The sequence below is a fragment of the Streptomyces sp. NPDC001868 genome, from assembly GCF_040297125.1.
GTDB lineage: Bacteria > Actinomycetota > Actinomycetes > Streptomycetales > Streptomycetaceae > Streptomyces.
Window position 1 is genome coordinate 25379 of sequence record NZ_JBEOYO010000077.1, and the last position, 11696, is coordinate 37074.

Genomic DNA, 11696 nt, shown 5'->3' on the forward strand with positions numbered 1-11696 from the left:
GGGGATCAGAGGCGCGCGAGGTCCGGTGAATCAGGGGAGTCGCGCGGGCGGGGTGACCGGGGCGTGGTGCACCGGTGGGCCTACGTCGGCCGGGATGCGGTCGGCGAGGAAGCCGTAGGCCTTCCTCAGGTCGGGGTCGGTCAGCGAGCGCCACCAGCGGTCGACGCCGTACCAGCCGGGCGCCGCCAGGCCTCCGCCGTGGTGGCCCACGGACAGTCCGGCGGAGAGTACGGCGAACCGCAGCCGTTCCACCAGGGGCCAGCCGCCGAGGGAGGCGGCGACGAAGCTCGCGCCGAACACGTCGCCGGCGCCCGTCGCGTCGAGCACGTCGACGTCCAGGGCCGGGACCTCCGCGTACTCGCCGGTCGTCTGGTCCACCGCGATCGCGCCCTCGCCGCCGCGGGTGACCACGGCCACCGGCACCAGCTCGCTCAGTGTGCCGAGCGCGGCGACCGCGCTGTCGGTGCGCGTGTACGCCATCGCCTCGGTCTCGTTGGGGAGGAAGGCGTGGCACAGGGCGAGCTGGTCGAGCAGATCGCGGGACCACTGCTGGGTGGGGTCCCAGCCGACGTCCGCGTAGATGTGCGTACCGTTCGCGGCGGCCTTGGCGATCCACTCGCGCGGCTCGGACTCGATGTGCACGAGTGCCGTGCGCGACTCGGGCGGGTCGCCCATCAGCACGTCCTGCGAGTACGGCGGTTCCTGGCCGTGGGTGACGAGGGCGCGGTCGTGGCCGTGCGCCAGGGAGACGGTGACGGGGGTGTGCCAGCCGTCGGCGGTGCGCGAGAGGGAGAGGTCGACGCCCTCCTGTCCGGCGAGGACCTCACGGCAGTACGCGCCGTAGTAGTCGTCGCCGAAGACCGTGGCCAGGGAGGTCCTGAGGCCGAAACGGGCGGCGGCCACCGCCAGGTTGGCGATACCGCCCGGACCGCAGCCCATGCCGTCGGTCCAGATCTCCTCGCCGGCGGTGGGCGGCCTTCCCAGCCCCGTGAGCACGAGGTCGTAGAAGAGCAGCCCGGTCAGCAGCGCATCGGGCCGGTCGTCGTCCACGCGTGCACCCTCTCGTCGAGACTTCTGAGGATCACTCTTCAAAAGTCTTCAATTTCGGTGCACAGATCGTGCGCGCCTCCGCGAGGTTTGGCAAGAGTCGAGCAGAAGTGAGCATGGAAATGATTGAGGATGACGAGTACTGTTCAGCGCGTGCTGGCAGAGCGACGACACCAACTCATCCTGCGGGCCCTGAGATCAGGGGGCCCCGCGGCGGTCACCGACCTGTCCGAACAGCTCGGTGTGAGCCCCGCCACCATCCGGCGTGACCTCGTCCGGCTGGAGGAGGAGGGGCTGCTCACCCGTGTCCACGGCGGCGCCGTCGTCGACGAGGGCGACCAGCCCTTCGCCGAGGTCGCCGAGGTACGGGTGGCCGAGAAGGACGCGATAGCGGCGCAGGCCGCCTCGATGGTCCGCGACGGCCAGTCCGTGCTGCTCGACATCGGGACCACCGCCTACCGACTGGCCCGGCAACTGCACGGCCGCCGCCTCACCGTGATCACCAGCAATCTGGTGGTCTACGAGGAGCTGGCCGACGACGAGGGCATCGAACTGGTGCTGCTCGGCGGCATGGTCCGCCGCGAGTACCGTTCCCTCGTCGGCTTCCTCACCGAGGACAACCTCCGCCAACTGCACGCCGACTGGCTCTTCCTCGGCACGAGCGGAGTGCGGCCCGGCGGACAGGTGATGGACACGACCGTCGTCGAGGTCCCGGTGAAACGCGCGATGATCAGGGCCGGTGACAAGGTCGTCCTGCTCGCCGACTCCGCGAAGTTCCCCGGTACGGGAATGGCGCGGGTCTGCGGTCCCGGGGAACTCGACGTGGTCGTGACCAACGGGTCTGTGGACCCGGGCACGCGGTCGTCGTTCGAGGACGCGGGGGTCGAAGTGGTCACCGTATGACCGCCCCCGGGGCGGGAGGGCTGACACGTGTCGCGACGGCCCGCACGAATGCACGATCGGCAAAGGTGGTAGTTGCGTGAAGCTGACGATTCTGGGCGGCGGAGGATTCCGGGTGCCCCTCGTGTACGGGGCGCTCCTCGGGGACCGCGCCGAGGGCCGGGTCACCCATGTCGTCCTGCACGACCTGGACGCCGAGCGGCTCTCCGCCGTCACCCGCGTCCTCGCCGAGCAGGCCGCGGACGTCCCCGACGCCCCCGAGGTGACCGCCACCACCGACCTCGACGAGGCCCTGCGCGGCGCCGACTTCATCTTCTCCGCGATCCGCGTCGGCGGTCTGGAGGGCCGCGCGAACGACGAGCGGGTCGCCCTCGACGAGGGCGTCCTCGGCCAGGAGACCGTCGGCGCCGGCGGCATCGCCTACGGGCTGCGCACGGTGCCGGTCGCCGTGGACATCGCCCAGCGGGTGGCCCGGCTCGCCCCCGACGCCTGGCTCATCAACTTCACCAACCCGGCGGGCCTGGTCACCGAGGCCATGTCCCGCCACCTCGGCGACCGCGTCATCGGCATCTGCGACTCACCCGTCGGCCTCGGCCGCCGCATCGCCCGCGTCCTCGGGGCGGCGAACCCGGCCGAGGCCTGGATCGACTACGTCGGCCTCAACCACCTCGGCTGGGTCCGCGGCCTGCACATCGCCGGCCGCGACGAACTCCCGCGCCTGCTCGCCGACCGCGACCTCCTCGGCTCCTTCGAGGAGGGCAAGCTCTTCGGTGTCGACTGGCTCCAGTCCCTCGGCGCGATCCCCAACGAATACCTGCACTACTACTACTTCAACCGCGAGGCCGTCCGCGCCTACCAGGCGGTCGAGAAGACCCGCGGCGCCTTCCTCAAGGACCAGCAGGCCCACTTCTACGAGGAGATGCGCCGCCCCGACGCCCACGCCCTCAAGGCCTGGGACCGCACCCGCGCCGAGCGCGAGGCCACCTACATGTCGGAGAACCGGGAGACGGCCGGCGCCGGCGAACGCGACGCCGACGACCTGTCCGGCGGCTACGAGAAGGTCGCCCTCGCCCTGATGCGGGCCATCGCCCGCGACGAGCGCACCACCCTCATCCTCAACGTCCGCAACCAGGGCACCCTCTCCGCCCTCGACACCGAGGCCGTCATCGAGGTGCCCTGCCTGGTCGACGCCAACGGCGCCCACCCGGTCGCCGTCGCCCCCCTGCCCGACCACGCCACCGGCCTGGTCTGCGCGGTCAAGGCCGTCGAACGCGAGGTCCTGTCCGCCGCCGAGGCGGGTTCCCGTACCACCGCGGTGAAGGCCTTCGCCCTGCACCCGCTGGTCGACTCGGTGAACGTCGCCCGCAGACTGGTCGACGGCTACACGGCCGTGCACCCGGGCCTCGGATACCTCAAGTAGCCCTGGGCAGCCTCACCCTGCTCATCCGCAGCCGCACCCGCTAGGAGACGTACGGCCATGCATGACGAACGCCGCCGCATCGAGGAACGCGTCGAGCGCGTCCACACCCAGCGCATCAAGCCCGCCATCTACGCGGCCTCCGTGCCCTTCGAGGTCGAGGCCTGGCAGGCGCCGGGCGAGCCCGTCCCCTTCGAGGAGGCCGCGGCCGCCTCGTACACACCGTTCGCGATGGACACCCCCTGGGGACCGCCGTGGGGCACCACCTGGTTCCGGATGCGCGGACAGGTCCCCGCCGAGTGGGCGGGCCGCCGCGTCGAGGCCGTCATCGACCTCGGCTTCGTCGGCGACTGGCCCGGCAACCAGGCCGAGGCCCTCGTCCACCTCGCCGACGGCACCCCGCTGAAGGCGGTCAACCCGCTCAACCAGTACGTGCCGATCGGCAACCCCGTCCGGGGCGGCGAGACCATCGACTACCTGGTCGAGGCGGCCTCCAACCCCGACATCCTCGCCGACAACTTCTCCAAGATCACGCCCATGGGTGACATCCTCACCGCCGGCGACAAGCCCCTCTACACCTTCCAGCGCGCCGACCTGGCCATCCTCGACGAGGAGGTCTGGCACCTCGACCTGGACCTCCAGGTGCTGCGCGAGCTGATGGTCCACCTCGCCGAGCACGAGCCCCGCCGCCACGAGATCCTGCACGCCCTGGACCGCGCCATGGACGCCGTCGACCTCGACGACGTCTCCGGCAGCGCCACGGCCGTCCGCGAGATCCTTGCCCCGGTCCTCGCCAAGCCCGCCCACGCGAGCGCGCATGTGATCTCCGGCGTCGGCCACGCCCACATCGACTCCGCCTGGCTCTGGCCCATCCGCGAGACCAAGCGCAAGACCTCCCGCACCTTCTCCAACGTGACCTCGCTGGCCGACGAGTACGAGGACTTCATCTTCGCCTGCTCCCAGGCCGTCCAGTACGAGTGGGTGCGCGACAACTACCCGCAGGTCTGGGAGCGGATCAAGAAGGCCGTCGACAAGGGCCAGTGGGTACCGGTCGGCGGCATGTGGGTCGAGTCGGACGGCAACCTGCCCGGCGGCGAGGCCATCGCCCGCCAGCTCGTCCACGGCAAGCGGTTCTTCATCGAGCACTTCGGCATCGAGACCAAGGGCGTCTGGCTGCCGGACTCCTTCGGCTACAACGCCTCCTACCCGCAGCTCGCCAAGCTCGCCGGCAACGACTGGTTCCTCACCCAGAAGATCTCCTGGAACCAGACCAACAGGTTCCCCCACCACACCTTCTGGTGGGAGGGCATCGACGGCACCCGCATCTTCACCCACTTCCCGCCGGTCGACACCTACAACGCCCGCTTCAGCGGCGAGGAGATGGACCGCGCGGTCCGCAACTACCAGGAGAAGGGCGCCGGTACGCGCTCCCTGGCCCCCTTCGGCTGGGGCGACGGCGGCGGCGGCCCCACTCGCGAGATCATGGAGCGCGCACGTCGCCTCGCCGACCTCGAAGGCTCCCCGAAGGTCGTCGTCGAACACCCCGACGAGTTCTTCGCCAAGGCCCGCGCCGAGTACGAGGACGCCCCCGTCTGGAACGGCGAGCTGTACCTCGAACTCCACCGCGCCACCTACACCTCCCAGGCTCGCACCAAGCAGGGCAACCGCCGCAGCGAACACAAACTCCGCGAGGCGGAACTGTGGGCGACGACCGCCGCGCTCCACGCGCCCGAGTACGCGTACCCCTACGAGAAGCTCGACCGCCTCTGGAAGACGGTCCTCCTCCACCAGTTCCACGACATCCTGCCGGGTTCGTCGATCGCGTGGGTCCACCGCGAGGCGGAGGCGGAGTACGCGAGGGTGGCGAAGGAGTTGGAGGAGCTGACGACGGAGGCGGTCGCGGCGCTCGGCGGCGGTGACTCGCGTGTCTTCAACACGAGTCCGCGTGACCGGGCCGAAGTGGTCCGTACGGCCGCGGGCGCACCGGTGTATGTGGCGGTCCCCGCGAACGGCAGCGCGCCCCTGGCCGCCACCGACTCCCCGCACCCCGTCACCGTCTCCGGCCGCGTCCTCGACAACGGCCTGGTCCGTGTCGAGATCGCGGAGGACGGCACCCTGGCGTCCGTAAGGGACCTCGTCGCCGACCGCGAGGTCCTCGGTGACAAGGGCAACCTGCTCCGCCTCCACACCGACCTCCCCAACTACTGGGACGCCTGGGACGTCGACAAGCACTACAAGAACCGCTACACGGACCTGCTGGACGCCGAGTCGATCACCGTGGTCGAGGAGGACCCCCTCCTCGGCGCGATCCGCGTGGAGCGGAGCTTCGGCAAGGGATCAAGGATCACCCAGACGATCACCCTCCGCGCCGGCAGCCCCCGCATCGACTTCGAGACGGACATCGACTGGCACGAGGCCGAGAAGTTCCTCAAGGCCGGCTTCCCGATCGACGTCCGCGCGGCCCACTCCTCCGCCGAGATCCAGTTCGGCCACATCCAGCGGCCCACCCACACGAACACCAGCTGGGAGGCGGCCCGCTTCGAGGTCTCCGGCCACCGCTGGGTGCACGTGGCCGAGCCCGGCTACGGCGTCGCGGTGATCAACGACTCCACCTACGGCCACGACATCTCCCGTACGGTCCGCGAGGACGGCGGTACGACCACCACGGTCCGCCTCAGCCTGGTCCGCGCCCCGCGCATCCCGGACCCCGAGGCCGACCAGGGCAAGCACCGCATCACCTACTCGCTCCTCCCCGGCGCGACCATCGAGGACGCGGTCGCCGAGGGCTACGCCCTCAACCTGCCGCTGCGTGTCGCGGACGCGGCGGGCGCCCCCGAGCCGGTCGTCTCCGTGGACGGCGAGGGCGTGACCGTCGAGGCGGTCAAGCTCGCCGACGACGCCTCCGGCGATGTCGTGGTCCGGATCTACGAGTCGAGCGGCGGCCGGGCCCGGGGCGTCCTGCGCACCGGCTTCCCGCTCGCCGGGGCCCAGATCACCGATCTGCTGGAACGCCCGTTGTCGGAGGCGGCCACGGACGGCGACGGCGTCCCGGTGACACTGCGCCCGTTCGAGGTGCAGACGCTGCGGCTGGCGGTCATGAAAAATTAAGGGAGCGTGAAACTGCTGGTCGCGGCGGTGTACCGCCCGCCGCGACCACTGCGCGTTCCCTGCACGACACCTGGAATTCGCCCACTACCCCTGTGATACGGGGCAACGCGACAGTGCGCAGAAAGTTGTGAGGTGTCATCGTGCGTGATCCGCGCAAGTCCACGATCGGCAAGGGGCTGAGGCGTCGCGGCAGACTGATCGCCGAGGCGGTGAGCCCGCCGCGCAAGCCGCTGAACGCCGTCCCCGCGCCCCGCACCGACATCGCGCCCGCGGAGCCCCCGTACGTGGCGCCGCGCGCGGCCCGGCTGGTGGACGCGCCGGTGTTCGTGCTGTCCTCGGTGCGGTCCGGCTCGACGCTGCTGCGGGTCATCCTGAACAGCCACAGCCAGATCCGCGCGCCGCACGAGATGCATCTGCGGACCGTCCACGTCCATCTCTCCCGGGACTTCACCGGGGACGCGATGAAGGCGCTCGAACTCGACAAGTGCGAGCTGGAGCACATCCTGTGGGACCGCATCCTGCACCATGAGCTGACGCGCAGCGGCAAGCGGGTCATCGTCGACAAGACCCCGCCGAACACGCTCATCTGGCCGCGCCTGCACCGATGTTGGCCGAACGCCCGCTACATCCTGCTGCTGCGTCACCCCGGCGCGGTCGTCCAGTCCCTCACGAGCCGGCGCACCGACCCGGACCATGAGGCGATCCGGGCCGAAGTCCTCTCCTACAGCGAGAAGTTGGAAGAGGCCCGGCAGAACCTCCCCGTCCATGTGATCCGTTACGAGGAGCTGACCGCCGAGCCCGAGAAGGTCACCCGGGGCATCTGTGACCATCTGGGGCTCGACTGGGAGCCCGGCATGCTCGACTACGGCACCAAGGACCACGGCACCTTCCGCCCCCAGCTCGGCGACTGGTCCACCACCATCAAATCCGGCCGAATCCAACCGGCCCGCACAGCCGACCCCACCTCACAACTCCCGCCCCGCCTACGAGAGTTGGCCGAAGCCTGGGGCTACCCGACCTGACTCCTCCCCGCGCCCCTCTTTAGGGGCGCGGGGAACTGCGCGAACGGGGTCCGGGGCGGAGCCCCGAGTCTGTGACGGGGGTCGAAGGGGCGCGCAGCCCCTGGGGGATGGGACGGGTAGGGGCGGCGGGGGCGAGGAAAGCCGGTCGGGTCAGACCGCGAGGGGCCGGTCGGCGGCAGGCTTGCAGCCCGCGGCGGGCCCGACGGCCAAGGGACGCGCCTCCACCGGCTCCGGAGCAACCGGCTCCGGCACGACCGCCACCTCGGCCACCTGCTGCGGCAACGACACCCCCCGCACCGGCCGAGTCCCCGACACCACGGTGTAGTCCTCCCCCAACCGCGTGGGCACGACGTCCCCGGTCTCCTCGCCGAGCGCCAACCGCACAGCCGCCCAAGGCGCGTTGATCCCGCACAGCGCCAGCTGATGCAGCCCACCCGCCGGACGCGTGTTGACATCCATGAGCACCGGCTCGTCGCCGTACATCCGGAACTGGATGTTCGTCAGATAGTGCAGCCCGAACCGCTCCGCGATCCGCCGCGCGGGCTCGATCCACGCCGGGTTCTGGCTGAAGCCACGACGCCGGCCGTTCTTGGTGCGGCCCACGGCCATCCGGACCCGCCCGTCGGGACCGGTGAGGCAGTCGACGGACACCTCCGGCTGCTCCAGACGCGGCATCACCATCCAGTCGACCGGTTCCTCGGCCGCCCGCACCGCCTCGACGACCATGTCGAGCTGCACATACGGGCTCGGGAACCCGCTGAGGTGCGAGAGCGAGAAGGGGGCGCGCGTGACGACACGGAAGCCCACACCACCCGCCCCGGCCGCCGGCTTGAAGCACGCACGGTGCCCGGCGTCCTCCAACTCGTCGACCGCTGCGACGAGTTCGTCGGCGTTCGTCACCCGGAACCACGGCGGCACCGGAACCCCGTGCTCCTGGACCGCCTCGTACGCGGTCACCTTGTCCTCGAAGACCTCGATGGCCTCGGCGGGCGGCGCCAGCAGGGCCGTACCGACGGCCGCGAACTCCTCGCGATGCGCGGCGAGGGCCGCCTGGTGCAGCCGGGGCACGAACACGTCGATGCCGCGCTTGGCGCACTGGTCGAGCGCGTACTCCACGTACGCGGCGGGGGAGAGACCCTCGGGCTCCAGGTCGGCGGTGTCGGCGGCGGCCAGTACGGGGGAGTCGGCGTCACCGTGCGTGGCATGGATGTCCACCGGACGAGCGTGCGGATTATGCCGCAGCTGATCCATGAAGAAGACGTTCTCCGCGTACGTGCGGTTGAGCCAGACGCGTACGCGAGAGACCATGCAGGCCGCCTTTCAAGGGTTCGCGGGCACAGCGGAGCAGGCCGTGCCCGGCCAGGGGGGATGGAGGTACGCCGAACCGCCGTACGCGAAAGAGAGGTGTGGCGGTGGTGTAGGACGGATCATACGGCCACTGGGACCCCTGTTTCTGTCACGCGCGTGTTAATCCTTGTGCGGCGGGCGCGGCGGGACGCGCGTCCGACGGCTCGGCAGGTCGGTCTTGTCCACCGGTACGCCCGTGTGTTCTCGTGTTGATGTTCGGTGTTCTGGAGGGAGCTCGGGTGGAGTCGAGGGTCGGCCGTCACGGAAATCTGCTGGCCATCAGTGATCTGCACATCGGCTATCCCGAGAATCGCGCCCTGGTCGAGGCGATGCGCCCCGAGACCGACGACGACTGGCTCCTCGTGGCCGGTGACGTCTCGGAGTCCGTCGCCGACATCCGCTGGGCCCTGGAGACACTCGCCGGCCGCTTCGCCAAGGTCGTGTGGGCACCGGGCAACCACGAGCTGTGGACCCACCCCAGCGAGACCGTCCCGTACCGGGGCGTCGAGCGGTACGAGCATCTGGTCGCCCTCTGCCGGGAGCTGGGCGTCGTCACTCCGGAGGACCCGTACCCCCGCTGGGAGGGACCGGACGGCCCGGTGGTGATCGCACCGCTGTTCCTGTTGTACGACTACTCGTTCCTGCCCAAGGGCTGCGCGACGAAGGACGAGGGCCTGGCGTACGCGCACGGCACCGGCGTGGTCTGCACCGACGAGCACGTGCTCCACCCCGACCCGTACGCGAGCCGCGACGACTGGTGCCGCGCCCGGGTCGCCGAGACCGAACGCAGGCTCGCCGAACTGCCGCCCGACCTGCCCACGGTGCTGGTCAACCACTACCCCCTGGACCGGCATCCGACGGACGTCCTGCACTACCCCGAGTTCGCCATGTGGTGCGGCACCGAGCTGACCGCCGACTGGCACCGGCGTTTCAACGTCGAGGTGATGGTCTACGGCCATCTGCACATCCCCCGGACCACCTGGCTGGACGGAGTCCGGTTCGAAGAGGTGTCCGTGGGTTACCCCCGCGAGTGGCGGCCGCGCCCGGGACCGCCGGGCAGGCTGCGCCGCATTCTGCCGATGGAGGTCCGAGCCGGTGATCGAGGAACTGCTCCCGGGAGCGGTCGTGGTCGTGGAGGCGCACGCCCATGACGCGGCCGCGGCCGTCGAGGGGATCGAGCTGTACCCCGAGGAGGAGGCGGTCGTGGCGCGCGCGGTGCCCAAGCGGCGCCGCGAGTTCACCGTCGTCCGCGCCTGCGCCCGGCGTGCCATGGAGAAGCTCGGTGTGCCGCCGCGGGCGATCGTGCCCGGCGAACGCGGCGCCCCCGGCTGGCCGGACGGGCTGACCGGCAGCATGACCCACTGCGAGGGGTACGCGGCCGCCGCCCTGGTCCGCGTCACCGACCTCGCCTCCCTCGGCATCGACGCCGAACCCCATGACGCCCTGCCCGAGGGCGTCCTGACGGCGATCGCCCTCCCCGCGGAGGAGATCCGACTGCGCCGTCTGACCGCCGACCACCCCTCGGTCCACTGGGACCGGCTGCTCTTCAGCGCCAAGGAGTCCGTCTACAAGGCATGGTTCCCGCTCACCGGGCTGTGGCTGGACTTCTCGGAGGCCGACATCGAGGTGACCGTCGACCCCGGCGGGCTCTCCGGCGCACTGCGCGCCGAACTCCTCGTGCCCGGACCGGTGGTGGACGGTCGTCGTGTCGACGCCTTCGACGGACGCTGGACCGTCCGGCGGGGGCTGGTGGCGACGGCGGTTTCGGTTCCCTTCCCCACGGACGTCGAGGACGCCATATGAACTCCCTTTCGTATTCGTACTTAGAGCTGCACAGACAGGTGTCGCCGGACATCGACGCGGAGATAGCGGCCGCCCTGGAGGGTCTCGGGCCCTCGTCCGGAGCGGTGCGGAACTCGATATCCGGGCTGCTGGACCATCAGCGGATGAAATACCCGCTGTCCGTGCTCCCGCTCCTCGTGCACGGCGCCGAGACGGGCACCCTCGCACCGGCCCTTCCCCTGGCCGCCGTGCACGTCCTGTGGTGGACCTCCGCGTGCTATCTCGACGACCTCGCCGACGGCCACGGCACGCACACCCCCGCCGGACTCGGCACGAACGAGGCGCTGTTGGCGTCCCTCCTCGGCGGACAGGCCCTTCCCATCAGGATCGTCCAGGCCCAGCCGGTCCCGGACGCGGTACGCAACGCACTCACCGGTGAGATCGTCAACGGCTGTATCGACGCCGTGGAAGGTCAGTTGCGGGATCTGCGCAGCGATGTGCGCGGAGCCTCGCCGGACGAGGTCGTCGCGGCCTATCACGGGAAATCCGGTGTCCCTTTCGGAATGATCACGGCGATGGCCGCGATCCTCTCCGGCGCCGCGACCGAACGCACGGAACGGTGGCGGGAATTCGGCGACGCCTTCGGCATTCTCTGGCAGCTCTTCAACGACCAGGAGGATCTGCTCTCCGGCCGCGACGAGGACCTGCGCAACGGCACGACCACCTATCTCCTCGCCTGCGCCCTGGAGGAGAATCCGCCCGGGACGAGGGCACGGATCACGGAACTCCGCCGCGCCGCGGGCGATTCCGAACCGGCCCGCGCGGAACTCCGCGCGCTGCTGCTCGCCCCCGCCGTGCTCCGCCGTTTCGAGAAGGACCTCGCGGCGTTCCGCGACGACACGCACCGCGTGCTCGACGAACTCGGCGGTGACGAGACCCATCTGCCGGCCCTGCGGCAACTCGTGGACCAGGCCGCCGGGATGTACCTGACCTAGGCCGAAGACCGGCGGCGGTCCATCTGTTGCTCGGCGTTGGGGCCGAGGATGACGCCGATGACGGCGGGGAGCACGGGG

The 11696-nt window shown here is 70.7% G+C and carries 9 protein-coding genes; 7 read left to right on the forward strand and 2 right to left on the reverse strand.

Annotated elements, in window-relative coordinates:
• Positions 1 to 30 precede the first annotated feature (30 nt).
• The gene (locus ABT147_RS43560) at positions 31 to 1050 is read right to left on the reverse strand and encodes a carbohydrate kinase family protein (protein ID WP_351417261.1); all 1020 of its coding nucleotides are present in this window, start codon (positions 1048 to 1050) and stop codon (positions 31 to 33) included.
• A gap of 150 nt (positions 1051 to 1200) precedes the next feature.
• Between ABT147_RS43560 and ABT147_RS43565 the strand changes: the two genes are divergently transcribed.
• The 4 genes from ABT147_RS43565 (at position 1201) to ABT147_RS43580 (ending at position 7494) form a co-directional block, all read left to right on the forward strand.
• Positions 1201 to 1950: a DeoR/GlpR family DNA-binding transcription regulator gene (locus ABT147_RS43565; RefSeq protein WP_351417286.1), complete on the forward strand. Its 750-nt coding sequence runs from the start codon at positions 1201 to 1203 to the stop codon at positions 1948 to 1950.
• A gap of 76 nt (positions 1951 to 2026) precedes the next feature.
• Entirely contained in the window at positions 2027 to 3367 is a 1341-nt protein-coding gene (locus ABT147_RS43570) for a 6-phospho-beta-glucosidase (RefSeq protein WP_351417263.1), read from the forward strand.
• 57 nt (positions 3368 to 3424) lie between these two features.
• Positions 3425 to 6472, forward strand: a complete 3048-nt coding sequence (locus ABT147_RS43575) for an alpha-mannosidase (RefSeq protein ID WP_351417266.1) — start codon at positions 3425 to 3427, stop codon at positions 6470 to 6472.
• Positions 6473 to 6612: 140 nt separating this feature from the next.
• Positions 6613 to 7494 carry a sulfotransferase family protein gene (locus ABT147_RS43580; protein ID WP_351417268.1) on the forward strand — a complete coding sequence of 294 codons (882 nt, stop codon included), beginning with the start codon at positions 6613 to 6615 and terminating at the stop codon, positions 7492 to 7494.
• 150 nt (positions 7495 to 7644) lie between these two features.
• Here ABT147_RS43580 and ABT147_RS43585 read toward each other — a convergent pair whose 3' ends face one another.
• The gene (locus ABT147_RS43585) at positions 7645 to 8802 is read right to left on the reverse strand and encodes an ATP-grasp domain-containing protein (RefSeq protein WP_351417271.1); all 1158 of its coding nucleotides are present in this window, start codon (positions 8800 to 8802) and stop codon (positions 7645 to 7647) included.
• A 251-nt stretch (positions 8803 to 9053) separates the two neighbouring features.
• Here ABT147_RS43585 and ABT147_RS43590 point away from each other — a divergent pair, with 251 nt between their 5' ends.
• From ABT147_RS43590 to ABT147_RS43600, 3 genes are read left to right on the forward strand one after another with little or no spacing between them, the layout of a single operon-like run.
• A complete protein-coding gene (locus tag ABT147_RS43590) occupies positions 9054 to 9992 on the forward strand; it encodes a metallophosphoesterase family protein (protein ID WP_502983268.1) in 939 nt (312 codons plus the stop codon).
• On the forward strand, positions 9937 to 10644 hold the full coding sequence (locus ABT147_RS43595) for a 4'-phosphopantetheinyl transferase family protein (protein ID WP_351417276.1): 708 nt from the start codon (positions 9937 to 9939) through the stop codon (positions 10642 to 10644). The genes ABT147_RS43590 and ABT147_RS43595 overlap by 56 nt, the downstream gene beginning before the upstream one ends.
• Positions 10641 to 11618 (forward strand): polyprenyl synthetase family protein, encoded by a 978-nt coding sequence (locus ABT147_RS43600; RefSeq protein ID WP_351417278.1) that lies wholly within the window; start codon positions 10641 to 10643, stop codon positions 11616 to 11618. The genes ABT147_RS43595 and ABT147_RS43600 overlap by 4 nt, the downstream gene beginning before the upstream one ends.
• The last annotated feature ends 78 nt before the right edge of the window (positions 11619 to 11696 follow it).

Bases quoted from the DNA above. Each gene is read 5' to 3' on its own strand.
- ABT147_RS43590 (WP_502983268.1), top strand. From the start codon at position 9,054: ATGTTCGGTGTTCTGGAGGGAGCTCGGGTGGAGTCGAGGGTCGGCCGT.
- ABT147_RS43600 (WP_351417278.1), top strand. From the start codon at position 10,641: ATGAACTCCCTTTCGTATTCGTACTTAGAGCTGCACAGACAGGTGTCG.
- ABT147_RS43585 (WP_351417271.1), bottom strand. From the start codon at position 8,802: ATGGTCTCTCGCGTACGCGTCTGGCTCAACCGCACGTACGCGGAGAAC.
- ABT147_RS43575 (WP_351417266.1), top strand. From the start codon at position 3,425: ATGCATGACGAACGCCGCCGCATCGAGGAACGCGTCGAGCGCGTCCAC.